Genomic DNA, 19,209 nt, shown 5'->3' on the forward strand with positions numbered 1-19,209 from the left:
CTTACTCTTTTCGGATTTGCTCGAGCTATTTTAAGCCGAAAAGAAAAAGCCGCCTGTTAAGCCGAAAAGGCTTAACAGGCGGCTTCTCTATTCTTACTCTTCTGAATGCTGAGTTTCAAAATGAATCCCTGTAATATGGACATTTACTTCCTGTGTTTGAAGAGAAGTCATATTTTCCAGTGTTTGCCGTACCTGTTCTTGGACTTTCAAGGCTGTTTGCGGAATAGAGACGCCATAATCCATCACACAATAAACGTCAATCATCAATCCTTCTTCTGAAAGATCGGTTTTGACGCCTTTGCCATGAACCGTTTTTCCAAGGCGTTCTGCAACGCCGGAAGCAAAATTCCCCCGCATGCTGGCAACTCCTTCAATATCGGTTGCAGCGATGCTTGCAATAATCTCCAGAACTTCAGGTGCCACTTCAATATTGCCTAAATTCTGCTTGCCGCTTGGTTTCATTTGTACATAGGGTGCTGTTTTTTCTGCCATGGTGCCATTACCCCCTTAGGATTCTAAAACATCGTACTTTTCAAGGAATTTCGTATTAAAATCCCCTGCTTTAAATACTTCATGATCCATCAATTTCAAATGGAACGGAATGGTTGTATGGACACCTTCCACAACAAACTCATCTAAGGCACGTTTCATCTTAGCTATCGCTTGTTCACGCGTATCCGCAAAAGTGATCAATTTCGCTACCATGGAATCATAGTATGGAGGAATGCTGTACCCTGGATACATTGCCGAATCGACACGTACTCCCATTCCGCCCGGCGGCAAATACATCGTCACTTTACCGGCAGAAGGCATGAAATTTTTGGCAGGGTTTTCCGCATTGATGCGGCATTCAATCGACCAGCCTTTAAACGTAACGTCTTCTTGCTTATGGGCCAGAATTTCACCTGAAGCGACCTTCAATTGCTGTTGAATCAAATCGATTCCTGTAATCATTTCCGTTACAGGATGTTCAACTTGGATCCGTGTATTCATTTCCATAAAGTAAAATTTCTGGTTTACAGCATCAAAAATGAATTCGACTGTCCCAGCGCCGCGATACGCCACTGCCAAAGCCGCTTTTACAGCTGCCTCTCCCATTTCTGCACGAAGTTCTGGCGAAAGGGCTGGAGATGGCGCTTCTTCCACTAATTTCTGCATCCGGCGTTGAATGGTGCAATCACGTTCGCCCAAATGGATGGCATTGCCGTGCGAATCAGCCAGAACCTGAATTTCAATGTGGCGGAAATCTTCAATGAATTTCTCAATATAAACACCGGGATTGCCAAAAGCTGCCGCAGCTTCTTTCTGGGTCATCCGCAGGCCGGTAATGAGATCATCACGGTCGCGGGCAACGCGGATGCCTTTTCCGCCGCCGCCGGCTGTTGCTTTGATGATAACTGGAAAACCGATATCTTCCGCGATTTCAAGGCCTTCTTTTTCGCTTCCGACAATTCCAGTGGATCCTGGAACCACAGGGACACCTGCTTGGCGCATGGTTTCACGGGCTACATCCTTAGTGCCCATCTTGGAAATCGCATCCGAAGTCGGACCGATAAACATGATATCGCAAGCTTCGCAGAGTTCCGCAAAACTTGCATTTTCAGCTAAGAAACCATATCCCGGATGGATGCCATCACAGTTCGTCAGTTTGGCCACTGAAATGATATTGGAGAAATTCAAATAGCTGTCTTTAGAAAGTTTCGGCCCGATGCAATAGGCTTCGTCAGCCAATTCAACATGAAGCGCTTCTTTATCCGCTTCGGAATAAACAGCCACGGTTTCGATATCCATTTCTTTGCAGGCGCGGATAATACGGACTGCTATTTCACCACGGTTTGCAATTAATACTTTTTTCATCGGTTTCCCCTCCTCAGTTAGTTTTTACGAGGAATAGAGGCTGACCATATTCGACAAGCTGGCCATCTTTAACGAGAATCTCAGCAATTTCCCCATCCACTTCCGCTTCGATTTCATTGAACAACTTCATCGCTTCGACGATGCAGACCACTTGATCGGCAGAAACTTTTGATCCTGGCTGAACGTATGCCGCTTCATCGGGAGATGGCGATTGGTAGAATGTGCCAACCATCGGTGACAGGATCTTATGTAGATTTTCGTCTTGGACAGCAGGAATTTCAGGAGTTTCTTCTGAAATCAGTTCTTCCGCTTTTGCGGCCGGTGCTGGCGCTGGAGCGGGTACTGGCTGTGCGGCCGGTGCCGGTTGTGCTGGAGCTTCAACTGCTGTGTTTGTTGATACACTGTTTTTCTTCAATTTCACTTTAACACCATCAGCTTCATAGCTAAATTCGTCAATCGATGAGTTATCCACCAGTTTAATAATTTCTCGGATTTCTTGGATTTTCAATTCGCTCTACTCCCCTTTATGTATATCGTAGTCATTACTTCATTTTAGACTTTTTCAAATCAATTTGAAATAGCCAGTTGACATTTAAAAAAATAGGCCTCTGTGAAAGAGGCCGCTTTCTTTAGCACGCTTTGGCTGTTTTGATGCTTCAGCCTGACAAGCGAGTGGTCAACTAACCGTTCGAATCCAATTTCTGGAACTTCCTGGCAGCCGGGATGAAACCCTCTGCTTGAGCGGCCGTTCTTTTTATTGTGCCCGTGAAACGTATGAAGAATCTGTCGTGTTGATGATCAGCTTATCGCCTTCATTGATGAAAAATGGAACCTGCACAGTCAAGCCAGTTGATAGCGTAGCCGGTTTTGAACCGCCGCTGGCAGTATCGCCTTTGATGCCCGGGTCAGTTGCAGTAACCTCAAGCACTACAGTATTCGGCAATTCTACTCCCAATACTTCTCCCTGGTATTGAATCACTTGAACTTCCATGTTTTCTTGAAGGAATTTCAATTCGTATTCAATGCTTTTCTCCGAGAGTTCGATTTGGTCATAAGTTTCTGTATCCATAAACGCATGTGTATCGCCGTTTGCATACAAATACTGCATTTTGCGGTTGTCAATTTGTGCTTTCGCCACTTTCTCGCCAGCGCGGAACGTTTTTTCGTTGACGTTTCCTGAACGCAGATTGCGAAGTTTCGTACGGACGAATGCAGCGCCTTTGCCCGGCTTTACGTGCTGGAATTCCATGACGCGCCAAATATCGCCATCCACTTCAATTGTTACACCTGTTTTAAAATCGTTTACTGAAATCATATTAGTTCCTCCGTTTGTTATAAAATGCGAAGCTCTTTTGTGGAGTGAGTTAAACGTTCATTTCCTGACTCAGTTATCAGTATATCATCTTCAATGCGTACTCCGCCAATTCCCGGAAGATATATCCCTGGCTCCACTGTAACGGCCATCCCCGCCTCAAGAACGGTCGGCGATTTAAATGATAACCCAGGAGCTTCATGCACTTCAAGTCCGATGCCGTGGCCTGTAGAATGTCCAAATGCTTCCCCGTAGCCTTTCGACTTAATGTAATCGCGGGCAATGGCATCCGCTTCAATGCCGGTCATGCCCGGCCCGATTTTTTCAACGGCCATCACTTGGGCATCCAAAACAATCTGGTAAATTTCCTTCAGCTTGCTGGAAGGTTCACCCACTGCTACAGTACGGGTGATATCTGAAATATAGCCGTTGTACAAAGCCCCGTAATCGAGCGTGATGAAATCCCCATTTCCGATTTTTTTGTCCGTCGCCACACCGTGCGGCAAAGCTGAACGCAAGCCCGATGCGACAATCGTATCAAACGAAGAAGAAGTCGCTCCTTGTTTTCTCATGAAGAATTCCAGCTCATTGGAAATCTCCAGTTCTGTCTGGCCTGCCTTGATGAATTTGCAAATATGTTCATAGGCATCATCGGCAATTTTAGCTGCTGCTTTTAAGATGCTGACTTCTTCCGGAGTCTTAATCATCCGGATTTTTTCAATCAAGCCGCTGATCGGTTTTAAGTCAGCTTCGATTTTCGCTTGGTATTCGAGGAATGATGCATAAGTTACGTAGTCTTTTTCAAAAGCCAGTGATTTCACCGCAAGATTCTTTGCAATTTCTGCAGCTTCTTCCAGCAAATTCGTTTTTGCCTGGACGACTTCGAATTCCTTCACTTGGCTTCCCGCTTGCTCGGTATAGCGGAAATCGGTAATGAAGTAAGCTTTGTTCTGCGTCACAAGCGCCAACCCGGCAGTGCCAGTAAATTCGGTTAAGTAGCGCAGATTATACTGGCTTGTAATCAGCAAAGCCTCGAGTTGCTGCTGTTCCATTTCGGTGCGCAATTTTTGAAGTTTCAATGGGGTCATCCTCTCGCTTGTTTGAATAGCAGTGCATGCAATGCCAATTTATAGACGTCTTGGCCAAAACCCGTTATTTGTCCGGCTGCTACCGGAGCGATATGGGAGTGATGGCGGAATTCTTCTCGCTTATAAACATTCGAGATATGTACTTCAATAACAGGAATCTGAATCGAAGCGATGGCATCCCTGATAGCTACGCTTGTATGAGTAAATGCTCCGGCATTTAAAACAATGCCTTCTGTGCCGTCATCAGCAGCAAGATGAATCCAGTCGATCAATTCACCTTCATGGTTAGACTGCATGCACATCAAATTGATGCCGTTGCCCTGGGAAAATTCCATCAAGTCCGCTTCCAATTCATCCAGTGTAAAAGTACCGTATGCTTCTTTTTCACGCTTTCCGAGGCGATTTAAGTTTGGTCCATTCAAGCACAATATCTTCATTGCCCCACTCCTCTCCATCACAGTCTTCACTATTTTATCATACGGCAAAAATCGGGCAACCATTAAAAGAAAAACTGGAAATTCTTCAATTGATTTGCTGTTTTATCTGTTAATCCCTTTTCTTTTTAATTGATCCGGTTTTTCTCTGTCTTTTTCATTTCTTATTTTGGGTTTTGATTTTTTCAAATTACCCTTATGTAGTATTTTACATGTATTATCTTTTTGCTGTCTCACCATTTTTTTGATTGGCAAAACGGGTTCCGAATTGGTAAAGGCTTGTTTTAGTGCTCTCTCCGTATTTTTCCTTCTGTAGTTTTCTACATTTATTGCCTTCTTTCTTCATGAAATTATGGAACGGCAAAAAAAAACGCGGCGGCCGGAGCCGTCGCGTTTCTGGTTCTTCTTATAGTCCGCATTTTAATTGAGCGTTGCAATTGGTGCATGTATTGCAGCCGCCCATTTCTTCAACGGTCCCTTTTCGGCAGACCGGGCAAGTGTCGCCCACTTCTGATCCGATTGTTACATTGGTTGAACGCAAATCCTGGATCGTATCAATAAGGACGATTGGGCGTTTTCCTTTAACTTCTTCTTTGTGGTCTTCTTCTTCGAAAGTGTTTTCTTCCGCTTTCAGCGTCAGCACTTGCGAATCACGGCTGCCGTCGACATAAACCGTGCCGCCTTTTGCTCCGCCTTTGTACAAGCGCTCGTACACGCCTTCTACTTGTTCGACCGTATAGCCGCGCGGCGCGTTGACCGTTTTGGAAATTGAAGAGTCAATCCAGCGCTGAATGATGCATTGCACATCTGCATGAGCTTCCGGAGCTAAGTCCATCGAAGTCACAAATGCTTTTGGCAGGTTTTCTTCATCTGCCTCCGGGTTGCTTTTCAGATACTCGCGCACGATGTCGGCTTTAACTTCGATAAATTTGCCAAGACGGCCGCTGCGATAGTAGGTGAATGAATAATATGGCTCAAGGCCGGTTGAAACGCCAACCATTGTTCCAGTAGATCCTGTCGGCGCTACTGTCAGCAAGTGAGAATTCCGGATGCCGTTTTCCAGGATGCCTTCGCGCACTTCTTCCGGCATGCCTTGCATAAAGCCGGTTTCGGTAAAGGCTTTACGGAGAGCCGCTGTTTCTTCATCGGTATTTCCAACAAGGAACGGGAAGCTTCCGCGTTCCACTGCTAAATCCGTTGATTGCTCGTATGCGGCAATCGCGATCGTTTTGAAGATTTCATCGACCAGCTCATTGCCTTCCGGCGAACCGTATTCTTTGTCGCAATAGATGAGAAGATCAGCAAGGCCCATGACTCCGAGGCCGACACGCCGTTCTCCAAGAGCTTGGACGCGGTTTTCTTCAAGGAAGTAAGGAGTCGCGTCAATAACGTTATCCTGCATCCGGACACCGACGCGCACCGTTTCTTTTAAGGCTTGGAAATCGACTTGTTTCGTCACCGGGTCTGCAAATCTCGCCAAGTTGACTGCCGCCAAGTTACAGACAGAATAAGGAGCAAGCGGCTGCTCACCGCAAGGGTTGGTCGCAACAACTTTTTGTCCATACGCTGTGGCATTGGTTTTCTCATTGGCGTTGTCAATGAAGAAAATGCCGGGTTCAGCGGAATAAGTGGCGCAGACATTGATCAAGTTCCACAATTCACGGGCTTTCATTGTCCGGTACGTACGCACTTTATGGCCCATTTTTTCCCATTCGCGCACATCGCCGATTTGATGCCATTGTTCGTTGTAGATCGCCATCTCTTCTTTTGAGTAGGATTCCACGGCCGGGAAGCGCAATTCGAAATCAGCGTCTTGTTCCACAGCTTGCATGAAATCGTCCGTCAACGTGACCGAGATATTGGCGCCAGTCAGGAACTCTTCATTATGGACAGAATAAGTTCCGCCGTCGCGCAGCTTTGTTTCCGCGTCGCGCATGATTTTTTCGTTAAAGCCGCCCATTCCAGGAATTGCGCGGTAGTTCAGGATGCCTTGATACATCGCTTCTTCCTGTTCTGTCAGCGGTTTGAATTTCAATTTATTGTGCGCCAGTTTTTTGATCGTTTCATCTTGTGAGTTTTCGATCAAATAACGCAGGATGCGCGGGTTCTGCATCTTGGAAATGATGAATTCCGCAATATCCGGATGCCAGTCGGCAAGCATGATCATTTGTGCGCCGCGGCGTGATCCGCCTTGTTCCACCAGATGCGTCAGTTTTGCGATGTCATCAAGCCAGGATACCGACCCCGAGGATTTGCCGTTGACTCCCCGTGCCAGCGTATTGCGCGGGCGGAGAGTTGAACCGTTTGTTCCGACCCCTCCGCCTCTTGACATGATTTCCATCACTTGTTTGCGGTGATCCGAAATTCCTTCGCGTGAATCCGCGACAAACGGCATGACATAACAGTTGAAATACGTTACATCTGTATCTGCTCCCGCTCCGTACAAAACACGGCCTGCTGGAATGAATTTCAAACCGACAAGCTGTTCGTAGAATTTTTCGAACCAGTGCTGGCGTTTCTCCGGCGTCGTTTCCACCGATGCCAGACCGGTTGCATTGCGTTTTGCGATTTGTTCGTAATAAACTTCAAGCGGTTTTTCAATAACATCTAAAGTACGGGTGACGATTCCGCTTTCTTGTTCGCTTTCCTTGTCGATGGCACTGCGATAATCTTCTTCAATCCAGATTTTCGCTGTGTTTGCCTCTTTATCGATTGAAACGATAAATCCAAGGCCGCGAGCCGGGAACTTCGGATCTTCTTTAACGGTTAAAACGACGAAATCGCCGGCTTTAAGCGTCTTTTTTTCCGTATCTTTAAAAGAATACCGGTCAATCATTACGAGACGGGATACCCCTTTATGCGTAATTTTCATATCAGGAGTAATCGCATGAACTTGCGGGAATGCCTGAATGTCTTTGTTTAAAGAATTTGGATCAAGCGTGTATTGAGTTTGTGTGACAGAAACCATTTGACAATTCCTCCTTTGTGTTATATGGAGTTAAACACTATATATAGTATTACTACAATTCCCATGATACTAGATATTGAAACTTTTTTAAATAACAAAATTTTGCTCAGAATTTTTTTCCAATTGGAAAACCGATAGAATCAAGCTTTTCAATGGACCCGGTTTTGAAAATGAGCCAAAAGGCTCCTTAAGTCCGAAAATTCCAATCATCATTGCCGTACTTTTTTTCTTCAACGGCTTTAATGTAATCCAGCTGCTCTTCGTTCAATATGTATGGCTTCAAACTGATGCCTAAAGCATCCTGAAACCCTGTCTTAAAAGCTTCGATGCATTCTTCAACCGAGACGGGCTGTGCCCTCAAGGAATTGATCGCTACCGCTTTCCCAGGAATTTTCTCGCGCATGATTTCTTTTATTTCAGGCTTCCGGTACTTGAAAACGGACAGCAGTTTTTCGATATCCAAATCCAGAAGGATGGCGCCGTGCTGAAGGATGACGCCTTTTTGGCGCGTTTGCGCACTGCCGGCCACTTTCTTCCCTTCAACGACCATTTCGTACCAGCTTGGAGAGTCAAAACAAACAGCGCTTTTCGGCTGTTTCAAATCCGCTCTCTTCTCCGCGGTATCCGGCACTGAAAAATATGCATCAAGGCCCAGATTATGAAATCCTTTCAATAAGCCTTCACTCAGCACACGATAGGCTTGCGTAACCGTCTCCGGCATATCCGGGTAATCCTCGCTGACGATGATGCTGTATGTCAGTTCATGCTCATGCAGCACTCCCCTGCCGCCGGTTGGACGCCGGACAAATCCGAGTCCGAGCTCTTCGACTTTCTCCATATCGATTTCTTTTTCCACTTTTTGAAAATAGCCGATCGACAAAGTGGCCGGATTCCAGCCATAGAACCGGATTACCGGTGGGATAAGGCCTTCGCTATGCCAATCCAGTAACGCTTCATCCATTGCCATGTTGAATGATGGGCTGTTGCGCCCTGAATTTATAAAGTACCATTCCGTAATTTTCACAAGATCGCCCCCTAAATCCATTAAATAGTGTAACATTGCCATTGAACAAACGTCACTCCTTCTTTTATAATAAAGAGAGAATAGAAAGGGGCAAGAAGAACATTGGATTATCTGTATATCATCATAGGCGTACTGCTAGTCGTCATCATATTCGGTTTGATTTCTTATTTCCGGATTAAAAAAGCTGTCACAAATCTTACACAAGAACAATTTATCGAAGGCTATCGCAAAGCTCAGCTTATCGATGTCCGTGAGCCAAAAGAATTTGCCGGCGGCCACATTTTAGGGGCACGCAATATACCTCAATCTCAATTGCGCCAGCGCTACAAAGAAATCCGTTCCGACAAGCCGGTTTATTTATATGACCAAAACGGCGCACGCAGCGGCCGTGTTGCATTGTTTTTGAAGAAAAAAGGCTATACCCAGCTGTATCAGCTGCAAGGCGGGTTCAAACAATGGACCGGCAAAATTAAATCAAAAGGATAATTTATAAAAGTCTTTCCAAACAGGAAAGACTTTTTTTCTACCTAATGCCAATTCCATTAAATGAAACGAGGGGAACTACATGAAACCGACAATTTTATTTCCGCACCATCATTCAATCCGTGAAACTTTGCCGCATTATGCCGACGTCGCTGCTGTCTCGGCTCGCATTTTTACTAAGCTTGACGAGCGGTCACCGGGTTCATGGATGCATATCGACATAACGGAAACCATCACCCAACTTTATACATACTTGCTTGATATGATGGAAAATGGCCAGCTGGCATATGAAACACTGTCGTTCATTTACGAAGCGCGTCCGATGGGCAAAATCGGCAATACATCGGACGATCTGCATAGCGGAAACTTAAAGATCCAAGAGACATTTGAGAATCGGCTGATTTATTTTCCAAAGCACGAAGTGGCGCTGACCCAATTGCCTTTTTACACCACTTCCGACAATAGCTGGCCTGAGTTTCAATGCTTTGCAAAATCCATTGAAGGTGCATTCCAATTTCTCGAAGATACGAATGAAATGCTGCGCCAGACGCTGATGAACAATATCACATTCCTGGTGGACGCTGAAGAAGGCGTGAAACGCCGCAATTACGGTGAGATGGCAATCGTCTCCCGGCAAGACGTCATGCTCGAAGAAGGCGTGAAGCAAGACATATTCCGTTCCATTGATGAGTTTTTCAGAGAAGGCGGCCAGTTTTTCAAAGACTATGGCGTTCCTTTTAAACGGGGCATCCTGCTTTACGGCTCACCGGGCAACGGCAAAACAACATTGGTCAAGTCCATCACGGGCTCCACTGAAGCTCCAGTTGTTTACTGGCAGATTACAGAACACACAAATAGCTATACGGTCCAGGAAGTGTTCGGCATCGTCTCCCGGCTGGCCCCGGCAATCCTGGTCATCGAAGATATCGATTCGATGCCGGAGTTCATGCGCTCTGTTTTCCTCAATACGCTCGACGGTACACAATCGCGCGAAGGCTTGTTTATCATCGGAACGACGAATTACCCTGAACGGATCGATCCGGCATTGATCAACCGTGCAGGGCGTTTTGACCGGGCTTACGAAATTCCTTCCCCGGATAAAAAACTGCGCAAGCAATATTTGCGGAAACTGGACGTCAAATCCATTTTTACTGAAGAAGAAATTGACGATATGGCGAAATTGACCAAAGGCTTGTCTATTTCGCAGCTTAACGAGCTTTATATGTCATCTGCACTCAACTGGCATTATGAAGGTAATTCCGAATACGAGAAACGCATCCGTGAGCTTCAGAAGCAAAATAAACGGACTGAGCAGAACAACTGGGAAGAATCCGATTCGCCCATCGGATTTTAACTTTATTGTGAAATTAGAAAAAAGCCCGTTTGAAAGGTTGCACACCTTCAAACGGGCTTTTCTTTGTTCTATTCAGCTTTCGTGTAGCGGAGCACTGGCTTACGGGCTGCCTGCGCTTCATCAAGCCGTTTGATAACCGTCGTATGCGGTGCATTTTGGACGATTTCCGGATTGTCTTCCACTTCTTTAGCGATTTGGATCATCGCGTCGATAAATGAATCCAACGTTTCTTTTGATTCGGTTTCTGTCGGTTCGATCATCATGCCTTCTTCCACATTTAACGGGAAGTAGATCGTTGGCGGATGGTAGCCAAAGTCAAGCAGGCGTTTTGCCATATCCAAAGTACGCACACCCAGTTTCTTCTGACGGCGGCCGCTTAATACGAATTCGTGTTTGCAATGGCGGTCATACGGCAAATCGAAATGAGGTGCCAGTCTGCGCATCATGTAATTGGCGTTTAATACCGCGTATTCTGTTACCGCTTTTAAGCCGTCCGGCCCCATTGAGCGGATATACGTATAAGCGCGGACGTTGATGCCAAAGTTGCCGTAGAACGGCTTCACGCGTCCGATAGAGTCTGGGCGGTTGTAGTCGAATGTCAAACCTTCTGCTGTTTTCACCAAAACCGGTTTCGGCAAGTAAGGAATCAAATCCTTTTTCACACCTACAGGGCCTGAACCTGGGCCGCCGCCCCCGTGTGGGCCAGTGAATGTCTTGTGCAAGTTTAAATGCACCACGTCAAAGCCCATGTCTCCAGGGCGTGCTTTTGACATAACTGCGTTCAAGTTGGCACCATCATAATACAATTTGCCGCCTACTTCATGGATAATGGCAGCCATTTCAAGAATCTGTTCTTCAAATAAGCCAAGCGTATTCGGGTTGGTCAGCATCAATGCAGCTGTATCTTCTCCAACTACGCGCTTTAAATCTTCAAGGTCCACTAAGCCGTGTTCGTTCGATTTTACTGTCACCGTCTCAAAGCCGGCAACTGTAGCAGATGCAGGGTTCGTGCCGTGTGCAGAATCGGGAACGATGACTTTTGTGCGGTTTAAGTCGCCTCTTGACTCATGGTAAGCACGGATCATCATCAAGCCTGTCCACTCGCCTTGCGCACCAGCAGCTGGTTGAAGTGTCACTTCATCCATGCCCGTGATTTCTTTCAAATGTTCCTGCAAATCGAATAGCAGTTCCATTGCGCCTTGGACGGTGGATTCGTCCTGCAGCGGGTGGATATTCGCAAACCCAGGGAAACGGGCAACTGATTCGTTGATTTTCGGATTGTATTTCATCGTGCAAGAGCCAAGCGGATAAAATCCGGAATCGACGCCGTGGTTGCGCTTTGATAAAGCCGTGTAATGACGCATGATGTCCAGTTCCGATACTTCAGGCAGCTCAGCTGCTTTTTCACGGATCAAACCTTGCGGCAAGACATCATTCAAATCGATTTCCGGAACATCAAGATCCGGCAGGCTATAGCCGATGCGGCCTTCTTTCGTCATTTCAAAAATGAGCGGTTGATTATCTTTATGCATGAGTAGCCCCCATTTCCTGCACTGATGCAGCAACTTCCTGCACGAATGCATCGATTTCTTCTTTTGTGCGCTGCTCAGTTACAGCAACAAGCATATGTCCTTCTAACTCTTCGTAGCTGCGGCCAAGATCATAGCCGCCGATAATTCCTTTTTCCAGCAAACCATCATTAACTTCTTTGACCGGAGCTTTTGTTTTCACGACGATTTCGTTGAAATGAGCACCTTCAAATGCAATATCAAATCCTGCTTTTTTCAGTTGCTGTTTCATGTAATAAGTTTTAGTGATGTTCTGTACAGCAATATGTTTTGTGCCGACTTTTCCGAGCGCTGTCATGGCAACAGATGCCGCTAATGCGTTCAACGCTTGGTTCGAACAAATATTAGAAGTCGCTTTATCGCGGCGGATATGCTGTTCACGCGCTTGCAATGTCAACACAAAGCCACGGCGTCCGTCTTCATCAACCGTTTCCCCGACCAAACGGCCTGGAACTTTTCTCATCAATTTTTTAGTGACAGCAAAATACCCGCAATGAGGCCCACCGAAAGCTTCTGCAATTCCGAATGGCTGCGCATCGCCTACAGTGATGTCGGCCCCAAGTTCACCAGGAGAAGTCAATGCACCCAGTGCCAAAGGATTGGCAGATACCGCAAACAGCGCACCTGCTCCGTGGATAACCGATTCGAAAGAAGCCAAGTCTTCAACTTGCCCAAAGAAGTTCGGATATTGGATCATAACAGCCGCTACATCATCATTGATCATGTTTTTCAATGCTTCAAGATCTGTATGGCCATCTTTCAATGGGATTTCTTCCACTTCAATCGATTGCCCTAATGCATAGCTGCGGACAACATCGCGTGACTCCGGATGAACCGCACGTGACACCAGGATTTTTTTGCGGCGAGTATGAGCCGCAGCAAGCATTCCAGCTTCTGCCAATGCCGTTCCGCCGTCATACATCGAAGAGTTGGCAAGATCCATTCCAGTCAATTCACTGATCATCGTCTGGAATTCAAAAATCGCCTGCAATTCACCTTGGGAAATTTCCGGCTGATAAGGTGTATAAGCCGTATAAAACTCAGAACGCGAAATTACATGGTCAACAATAATCGGCTTGTAATGATCGTAAACTCCTGCTCCCAAAAACGAAGCATAACGGTTTGAATCAGCATTTTTCGCTGCTAATTGCGCCAATTCTTTTATCAATGAAGATTCGGATTTGGCCGCTTTGATATTGTATTCGCCTTTAAAACGGACTTTCTCAGGAATGTCTGCAAATAATTCATCAATCGATTCGATGCCGATTACGTCCAGCATGTCTTTTTCGTCTTGAGACGTCATGGGTAAATAGCGATGTTTCATAGAATGCGGTCCCCTTTTCAAATAAGATTATTTAGTGCGTTTATAAAACGGCGTTTCAACTGTCTTCGCTTTCAGGCGTTTATTGCGGATTTCAATTTCGACTTCTGTTCCGAGTTCAGCAAATTCAGTTGAGACCAGAACCAATCCGATATTTTTCTTAAGCGTCGGTGACTGTGTGCCTGAAGTAACTTCCCCGATCAGTTTGCCATCCGCATAAACCGGATAGCCGTGGCGTGGAATGCCTTTGTCAATCATTTCAATGCCGATAAGCTTGCGGGGCACTCCATTTTCTTTTTGGGCAGCCAATGCTTCTTTCCCGGTAAAGTCGGACTCTTTTTTCAGTTTTACAACGAAATTCAATCCGGCTTCAAGCGGCGTTATATCTTCAGACAATTCTTGCCCGTATAACGCCAAACATGCTTCAAAACGCAACGTATCACGTGCTCCGAGACCGCATGGCAAAACGCCGTCTTTTTCGCCTTCAGATAAAATTTGATCCCAAAGAGCGACTGTTGCTTCCGGATTTGCATAAATTTCAAAACCGTCTTCTCCTGTATAGCCGGTCCGTGAAACGATTACTGGATATCCGCCAACTGAAACATCCGTTTTAAAGCGGAAAGCTTTGATCTCAGAAAGGTCTTCTTCAGTCAAACGCTGCAATACCGTTTCTGCCAGAGGTCCTTGAAGAGCTAATAAACCGAAATTGTCGGATTGGTTGTCAAGTTGGACATCACCGAATGCGGCATCTTGCATCCATTGAAAATCTTTTTCGATATTAGAGGCGTTAACAACCAGCATATACTGGTCATCGCTGATTTTATAGACCAGCAAGTCATCCACAACACCGCCATTTTCATAGCACATCGCTGAGTATTGCGCTTGGCCGTCTTTAATTTTGGAAACGTCATTAGTCACCAGATGCTGCAAAAACTCCAGGCTTCCAGAACCCGTCACCATGATTTCGCCCATATGGGAAACATCAAATAGGCCAGCTTTTGTCCGAACTGCTTCGTGTTCTCCTTTAATGCTTGAAAATTGCACCGGAAGTTCCCATCCACCGAAGTCGATTGTCTTCCCGCCATACTTCGAGTATGCCTCAAAAAGAGGTGTACGCTGTAATTGCCCTGTCACTTCACTCATTCATTTTCCTCCTCCAATAATCAAATTCCATAAAAAAAAGGACAGAGATTCCCCTTGAAAGGGAAATCTCTGTCCTGGAACCTGAAAGTTTACCTTTACGGCTTTCCTCTTTGGTAGCTGCACAGCAGCGTTCTCCAGAGATGCGTCCTGCACGAGTCTTTTTGCCTGAGAGATTCATAACATTTCGTTACTTGCTCCTTCGGCGACGCTTTCGCGTTCTCTCCCCGTACAATCATCCGCCCAAATCGAATCATTTGGTCCAAACCGTTATACAGAATAGTATAACTTTGTCTATATCCTAACATTGTTAGGAGGCAAGCGCAATCAATTTTGTTTTGTGTTTAAAGAAACGAACGTTTTATCTTAAATCACATTTATCGTTCGCCTTTTAACCGATTCACTTGGAAAGCGGCGTATTGTGTAATTTGCCGCAATGTACGAAATTCCGTACGGATTGTAATATGGGCAGCAGCTTTATAGTGGCGGTAGCGCGATTTGAACAAAGCCTCAATTTCTTCTCTTGTCGAATTTCTGACAATCGGCCGATTTGCATCTTTGTGGATCCGGCGCCAAATTTCCTTGAAAGGAGCATCCAAAAACAGCACTAGCCCTGTTTCACGCATGATTTTGCGGTTCACTTCACGCAAAGGCACACCGCCGCCTGTAGAAATGATGCAATTATCATGGCTGTGATTTTTCAAAAACTGAGTTTCCAGGTCTCGAAAATACGCTTCCCCGCATTGCTCAAAAATTTCCGGTATTGTTTTACCGGTCTGCCGGACTATTTCCTTATCCATATCATAAAAGGGCAGTTTTAATAAAAAACTGAGCCTTCTGCCTACCGCACTTTTGCCGCAGCCCATAAATCCGACTAAATATATTCTTTTCATCTTACCACCCAATACTCCCCTACTGCTCAGGCATTTTATTTTGCTCAATTACCATTAGTAGTTGTATCGTAGCATGTCTATGCATATTTTCCAATCCATCGTATGTTTTGTATTGGATCGAATAGACAGTCAATCCATGGGAAAGCAAGAGCAGCGCGGACAAAAAAAAGACGGCGGAACAGGGATACAACGCGCCTTTATTGGACTTAAGGAGGAGTAACCACATACTCCGCCTCCTCTACAATGCCATTTGTGAATTCTGCGCGGACAGACAGCTTCGTCCCCACTAACTCAAAACGGCATTTTTTTAAATTGGTCAGCATAATTTCATGGCCTTGCCTGAATTTCTGTTTTCGCACGTAGTATTCAAACGATTCAATATCATATTCCACGCTTTGTTGAAGAATGCGGATCCCTCCTCCATTATTAATGATTTGAACCGAATCACTGCCTGCAAGATAAGCCTGTAAATCAACGCTGAACAATTGCCATTCCAGAAGTTTGGGGTTTGTTTCTTTTGCAAATGTCAGCATAAAACTGAAAAACAGCACAATAAGCGGCAAAAAAATCATCAGCAGCATTAGTTCGAATAGCGAATTCAAAAATGCGAAACCTTTCTCATCGGGCTTTTTTATTCGATGCATATCGTTTCACTTGTCTGTTTGTAATTTTGATAGCTGACACAAAGCTCATCTCTCATTTCCCAGCTGTAAGTCACGCCATTCACGCGCCGTTCCCCCTGTAAAATATTAAGCGAGTGGATTTCCTTGGCGCCTTCATGCAGCGTTTCATAAGCAATCAGCCGCTCTTTCTTCAAATGGATGGATTGCTGCAATTGCTGCATCACCGGCAGCAAGGTACCGAACAGCATAAATAACATAAATAGGCTCAGCATCGTTTCTGCCCAGGAAAATCCTTGTTCATTCAGAGAAAACCACCCTTCCTTTTCCCAGATGGACAATCATCGACTTGTCTCCTGTACTTGTTGAAAAGTAAATGGTGCCTGCACTTGATACAGAACCGTTGGCCGTAAAATACACGCCATTGATATTGCTCGTTTTTTTGACTTTTACAGATAACGGAATTTTACGGGGAGGCAGCCCCTTCTTGAGATTCCAAATCACTTCATAAGCATGGTCAGCCTCGCGGAAAACGACCATGACAGGAGCTTGGGTTCGGTAGCTTTCACTTTGGGCGAAATAAATATCGCGGAGCAGCAAATCGAAAAAACGGTCTTCTTCCTTATCAGCTTCAAATGTCCGGTAAGAAGGGATGGCAATGCCGACAACCGTCATTAGCACTGCCAGCACCAGCAGCATTTCAATTAATGTAAAGCCTGTTTCCTTTAAGAGGCTTTTGATGTGACAACTCCGTCAACCGAAATCTCCACCGTGTCGCCGTTCGGGCAAGTGGTTTCATTTGCTTTTAGATACCCGCCTGTCACCAGATTTGCTATGGTCGGAACCGACTTCTCATCCATGCGGTATGACTCCACTTGGCCCTGGACCATATGCACAAACGCTTTGCAGCCTTTTTCATCAACAGAAGAAGTTTGTTTCGTAACGTTCGGGATCGCGATGGCAATCAATACCGTGATGATGAGCATGACAATCAGCATTTCGATTAAAGTAAATCCTTTTTGGCTTTTTAAAATACGCATAGTTTTCCTCCTCAGATTGTGTGGACTAAATTGTACATAGGCAATAAAATCGCCAAGTAGGCACCGACGATGCAAATGGCGATCATGACAAAAAAGGATGGCTGGATGATGCGAAGCAGCCTGGCAGTCTGTTGTTCCATACGCTCCATCAGCACTTCGCTGTAAAGGATCAACTCTTTGCCCAGATAGCCCGTCATTTCGCCATGCTGGACAAATGACGCCATATCATCTGCGAAAAACGGATGGTACGACAAAGCCGCAGACAGCGGATTGCCTGTCACCACTTCTTCATGGCAGGATCTTGCCATAAATTGAATGATGGAATGATAAGTTTGATGCTGCAGTAAATGAAGAGACTCTTGCAGCGAAATGCCGCTGTGCAAAAGCGTACCAAGTTCCCTCGCCAGTAAATGGGACCAATACAGCTTCATAAATTTACGGAGCACCGGAAAATTCAGCAGCCAGCTGATTTGCCGGCGCACTTCCTGCCTTTTCAGCAATGTCCAGAAAGCAGCCGAAAAAGCACCGATAGCAGCGAATATCCCGATAAATACATCGGGCAAATTCAATAAATAGGCGGGAACGCCTCCTGATTTTTCACCGGTTTGGAGCGAATCCATCAATTCCATTAAATTCGGCACATAAGACGTGCGGAAAAATAAAAACAGAGCTGATGTGAAAAGCAACAGTGAAACAGGATAAATTAAGATATTCTTCAGCTTTTTCTGGACTTGTTCGGTGCGTGCAAAGCTTTTTGCGATGCTTTCGATGGATTCTGCCAGCCGCCCATGGTGTTCTGCAATTTCAACCGGAAACAGCACCGGATCTTTAAAGCCCAGAAACTTCAGAATTTCAGCGGCATTGCCTCCACTTTTCAGTATGGAAGTAATGCCCGACAAAGCTTCGTCCAATTTGCTGGTATGCATCGGCAGCAGCAGCGTCAAGGCAGTCGGCAGCAAATAACCTTCCTTCATCAAGACAGCCAGCCGGGTAAGGAAATGTTCACGGTCACGAATGGGGATCCGCGTTGACTTCATACGAAGATTCAATGGCACCGATTTTCACTCCTTCGCGTATTTGCCCGCCAAACGATAAATGTTCCGGCAATGAATAGCTCTTATGCTCTTTGGCTGATTGCAAGGCATCCTCCAGACGTTCGCCGTACAGGATTTCATAAAGTGCCCGGTAAGCCGTCTCCGGCTTTTCCAAATCGGGATAAACCGGGATGATGCGCTGGGCAGAAACAGCAATCAAGGTCTGAGCCATGTCTTCAAAAGAAATGCCTAAATCCCGCAGACGGTGAAGACATCCTACAGAATGCCTCGCATGGATCGTTGAGAATACAAGATGCCCTGTTAATGCTGCACGCACCGCTATTTGGGCTGTATCCGCGTCGCGGATTTCCCCGATCATAATAATGTCAGGATCATGGCGAAGAATCGCTTTTAAACCTGCCGCATAGCTGAGGCCAGCTTTTTCGTTGACCTGGATTTGCAGAATCGACTGGTTTTTCCGCTCAACCGGGTCTTCTAATGTAATGATGTTGCGATTCAATTTTTCGCTGCAATGCTTCAAGAGTGAATACAACGTCGTCGATTTCCCGCAGCCGGTCGGACCTGTCAGCAATATCAGTCCTTGAGGCGCTTCAGCCAATTTCTCCAACAGCCGGGCAGAATCCCTGAAGGCAGCTAATTGATGGATCGACTCCGCAACTTCATCTGCCATAACACGGATAACGATGCTTTCTTTGGTCAAAACAGAAGGAAGTGTTGATATTCTAAAATAATAAGGGTGGTCTTGAATTGGAAGATGAAAGGAACCAGTTTGGGGTTTTCGTTTCTCGCTCATGTCTAATAGGGAAAGATATTTGAAATAGGCAATCATGCGATCACCAAGATCAAGGGGGATTTTTGTCACTTGCCGCAGCGATTGGAACGAGCGGTAAGAAACCGTGTAGCAGGAAGGTTCGGGTTTGATATGGATATCTGTAGTGCCATTTTCCACTGCGTCCTGCAGCAGGCTGGCACATCGGCGTTCAATTATTTCTTGCATAGCCACCTCCTGTTTTGGATTGAACAAAGCCGCCTCTTTGTTCCCCCATAGTATA

General features: G+C 45.7%; 20 protein-coding genes and 1 riboswitch. Of the genes, 2 read left to right on the forward strand and 18 right to left on the reverse strand.

All coding sequences use genetic code 11. From position 1 onward, the window contains the following. Positions 1 to 93 precede the first annotated feature (93 nt). From ACSFXN_RS07865 to ACSFXN_RS07900, 8 genes are all read right to left on the reverse strand, one after another. On the reverse strand, positions 94 to 492 hold the full coding sequence (locus ACSFXN_RS07865; RefSeq protein WP_300992721.1) for an Asp23/Gls24 family envelope stress response protein: 399 nt from the start codon (positions 490 to 492) through the stop codon (positions 94 to 96). A gap of 15 nt (positions 493 to 507) precedes the next feature. Next, entirely contained in the window at positions 508 to 1,857 is a 1,350-nt protein-coding gene (accC, locus tag ACSFXN_RS07870) for an acetyl-CoA carboxylase biotin carboxylase subunit (RefSeq protein WP_437149603.1), read from the reverse strand. 13 nt (positions 1,858 to 1,870) lie between these two features. Then, positions 1,871 to 2,365, reverse strand: a complete 495-nt coding sequence (accB, locus tag ACSFXN_RS07875) for an acetyl-CoA carboxylase biotin carboxyl carrier protein (protein WP_437149604.1) — start codon at positions 2,363 to 2,365, stop codon at positions 1,871 to 1,873. A 246-nt stretch (positions 2,366 to 2,611) separates the two neighbouring features. After that, positions 2,612 to 3,172: an elongation factor P gene (efp, locus tag ACSFXN_RS07880; RefSeq protein WP_437149605.1), complete on the reverse strand. Its 561-nt coding sequence runs from the start codon at positions 3,170 to 3,172 to the stop codon at positions 2,612 to 2,614. A 17-nt stretch (positions 3,173 to 3,189) separates the two neighbouring features. Continuing rightward, positions 3,190 to 4,257 (reverse strand): M24 family metallopeptidase, encoded by a 1,068-nt coding sequence (locus ACSFXN_RS07885; protein ID WP_437149606.1) that lies wholly within the window; start codon positions 4,255 to 4,257, stop codon positions 3,190 to 3,192. Beyond that, entirely contained in the window at positions 4,254 to 4,694 is a 441-nt protein-coding gene (aroQ, locus tag ACSFXN_RS07890; protein WP_437149607.1) for a type II 3-dehydroquinate dehydratase, read from the reverse strand. The genes ACSFXN_RS07885 and aroQ overlap by 4 nt, the downstream gene beginning before the upstream one ends. Positions 4,695 to 5,097: 403 nt before the next feature. Next, on the reverse strand, positions 5,098 to 7,659 hold the full coding sequence (locus ACSFXN_RS07895) for a vitamin B12-dependent ribonucleotide reductase (protein WP_437149608.1): 2,562 nt from the start codon (positions 7,657 to 7,659) through the stop codon (positions 5,098 to 5,100). Between the two features lie 187 nt (positions 7,660 to 7,846). Further along, the gene (locus ACSFXN_RS07900; RefSeq protein WP_437149912.1) at positions 7,847 to 8,626 is read right to left on the reverse strand and encodes a lipoate--protein ligase family protein; all 780 of its coding nucleotides are present in this window, start codon (positions 8,624 to 8,626) and stop codon (positions 7,847 to 7,849) included. A 159-nt stretch (positions 8,627 to 8,785) separates the two neighbouring features. Between ACSFXN_RS07900 and ACSFXN_RS07905 the strand changes: the two genes are divergently transcribed. Next, positions 8,786 to 9,169, forward strand: coding sequence for a rhodanese-like domain-containing protein (locus ACSFXN_RS07905; protein ID WP_300992707.1), 384 nt, complete (start codon positions 8,786 to 8,788; stop codon positions 9,167 to 9,169). 79 nt (positions 9,170 to 9,248) lie between these two features. Further along, positions 9,249 to 10,520 carry an AAA family ATPase gene (locus ACSFXN_RS07910; protein WP_437149609.1) on the forward strand — a complete coding sequence of 424 codons (1,272 nt, stop codon included), beginning with the start codon at positions 9,249 to 9,251 and terminating at the stop codon, positions 10,518 to 10,520. Between the two features lie 68 nt (positions 10,521 to 10,588). Here ACSFXN_RS07910 and gcvPB read toward each other — a convergent pair whose 3' ends face one another. The 10 genes from gcvPB to comGA all read right to left on the reverse strand — a co-directional run bounded on the left by gcvPB (position 10,589) and on the right by comGA (position 19,154). Then, the gene (gene gcvPB / locus ACSFXN_RS07915) at positions 10,589 to 12,052 is read right to left on the reverse strand and encodes an aminomethyl-transferring glycine dehydrogenase subunit GcvPB (protein WP_437149610.1); all 1,464 of its coding nucleotides are present in this window, start codon (positions 12,050 to 12,052) and stop codon (positions 10,589 to 10,591) included. Then, entirely contained in the window at positions 12,045 to 13,412 is a 1,368-nt protein-coding gene (gene gcvPA / locus ACSFXN_RS07920) for an aminomethyl-transferring glycine dehydrogenase subunit GcvPA (RefSeq protein WP_437149611.1), read from the reverse strand. The genes gcvPB and gcvPA overlap by 8 nt, the downstream gene beginning before the upstream one ends. Positions 13,413 to 13,439: 27 nt before the next feature. Further along, on the reverse strand, positions 13,440 to 14,552 hold the full coding sequence (gene gcvT, locus ACSFXN_RS07925; RefSeq protein ID WP_437149612.1) for a glycine cleavage system aminomethyltransferase GcvT: 1,113 nt from the start codon (positions 14,550 to 14,552) through the stop codon (positions 13,440 to 13,442). A 143-nt stretch (positions 14,553 to 14,695) separates the two neighbouring features. Next, positions 14,696 to 14,788, reverse strand: a riboswitch (glycine riboswitch). A gap of 138 nt (positions 14,789 to 14,926) precedes the next feature. After that, complete coding sequence (locus tag ACSFXN_RS07930) at positions 14,927 to 15,442, reverse strand: shikimate kinase (protein ID WP_437149613.1); 516 nt, start codon at positions 15,440 to 15,442, stop codon at positions 14,927 to 14,929. 206 nt (positions 15,443 to 15,648) lie between these two features. Then, complete coding sequence (gene comGF / locus ACSFXN_RS07935; protein ID WP_437149614.1) at positions 15,649 to 16,086, reverse strand: competence type IV pilus minor pilin ComGF; 438 nt, start codon at positions 16,084 to 16,086, stop codon at positions 15,649 to 15,651. After that, the gene (locus ACSFXN_RS07940; protein WP_437149615.1) at positions 16,074 to 16,403 is read right to left on the reverse strand and encodes a hypothetical protein; all 330 of its coding nucleotides are present in this window, start codon (positions 16,401 to 16,403) and stop codon (positions 16,074 to 16,076) included. The genes comGF and ACSFXN_RS07940 overlap by 13 nt, the downstream gene beginning before the upstream one ends. Next, a complete protein-coding gene (gene comGD / locus ACSFXN_RS07945; protein WP_437149913.1) occupies positions 16,363 to 16,803 on the reverse strand; it encodes a competence type IV pilus minor pilin ComGD in 441 nt (146 codons plus the stop codon). The genes ACSFXN_RS07940 and comGD overlap by 41 nt, the downstream gene beginning before the upstream one ends. Then, positions 16,788 to 17,102 (reverse strand): competence type IV pilus major pilin ComGC, encoded by a 315-nt coding sequence (gene comGC / locus ACSFXN_RS07950; protein ID WP_300992690.1) that lies wholly within the window; start codon positions 17,100 to 17,102, stop codon positions 16,788 to 16,790. The genes comGD and comGC overlap by 16 nt, the downstream gene beginning before the upstream one ends. 11 nt (positions 17,103 to 17,113) lie before the next feature. Continuing rightward, complete coding sequence (comGB, locus tag ACSFXN_RS07955; protein ID WP_437149616.1) at positions 17,114 to 18,157, reverse strand: competence type IV pilus assembly protein ComGB; 1,044 nt, start codon at positions 18,155 to 18,157, stop codon at positions 17,114 to 17,116. Further along, positions 18,111 to 19,154 (reverse strand): competence type IV pilus ATPase ComGA, encoded by a 1,044-nt coding sequence (gene comGA, locus ACSFXN_RS07960; RefSeq protein ID WP_437149617.1) that lies wholly within the window; start codon positions 19,152 to 19,154, stop codon positions 18,111 to 18,113. Before comGA ends, comGB begins: the two co-directional genes overlap by 47 nt. Between the last annotated feature and the right edge of the window lie 55 nt (positions 19,155 to 19,209).

This window comes from Planococcus sp. 1R117A, assembly GCF_051417975.1.
Classification (GTDB): domain Bacteria; phylum Bacillota; class Bacilli; order Bacillales_A; family Planococcaceae; genus Planococcus; species Planococcus shenhongbingii.

Coding starts and splice junctions, on each gene's coding strand:
- ACSFXN_RS07865 (WP_300992721.1), bottom strand. CDS start 492: ATGGCAGAAAAAACAGCACCCTATGTACAAATGAAACCAAGCGGCAAG.
- accC (WP_437149603.1), bottom strand. CDS start 1,857: ATGAAAAAAGTATTAATTGCAAACCGTGGTGAAATAGCAGTCCGTATT.
- efp (WP_437149605.1), bottom strand. CDS start 3,172: ATGATTTCAGTAAACGATTTTAAAACAGGTGTAACAATTGAAGTGGAT.
- ACSFXN_RS07885 (WP_437149606.1), bottom strand. CDS start 4,257: ATGACCCCATTGAAACTTCAAAAATTGCGCACCGAAATGGAACAGCAG.
- aroQ (WP_437149607.1), bottom strand. CDS start 4,694: ATGAAGATATTGTGCTTGAATGGACCAAACTTAAATCGCCTCGGAAAG.
- ACSFXN_RS07895 (WP_437149608.1), bottom strand. CDS start 7,659: ATGGTTTCTGTCACACAAACTCAATACACGCTTGATCCAAATTCTTTA.
- ACSFXN_RS07900 (WP_437149912.1), bottom strand. CDS start 8,626: ATGGCAATGGATGAAGCGTTACTGGATTGGCATAGCGAAGGCCTTATC.
- ACSFXN_RS07910 (WP_437149609.1), top strand. CDS start 9,249: ATGAAACCGACAATTTTATTTCCGCACCATCATTCAATCCGTGAAACT.
- gcvPB (WP_437149610.1), bottom strand. CDS start 12,052: ATGCATAAAGATAATCAACCGCTCATTTTTGAAATGACGAAAGAAGGC.
- gcvPA (WP_437149611.1), bottom strand. CDS start 13,412: ATGAAACATCGCTATTTACCCATGACGTCTCAAGACGAAAAAGACATG.
- gcvT (WP_437149612.1), bottom strand. CDS start 14,552: ATGAGTGAAGTGACAGGGCAATTACAGCGTACACCTCTTTTTGAGGCA.
- ACSFXN_RS07930 (WP_437149613.1), bottom strand. CDS start 15,442: ATGAAAAGAATATATTTAGTCGGATTTATGGGCTGCGGCAAAAGTGCG.
- comGF (WP_437149614.1), bottom strand. CDS start 16,086: ATGCATCGAATAAAAAAGCCCGATGAGAAAGGTTTCGCATTTTTGAAT.
- comGC (WP_300992690.1), bottom strand. CDS start 17,102: ATGCGTATTTTAAAAAGCCAAAAAGGATTTACTTTAATCGAAATGCTG.
- comGA (WP_437149617.1), bottom strand. CDS start 19,154: ATGCAAGAAATAATTGAACGCCGATGTGCCAGCCTGCTGCAGGACGCA.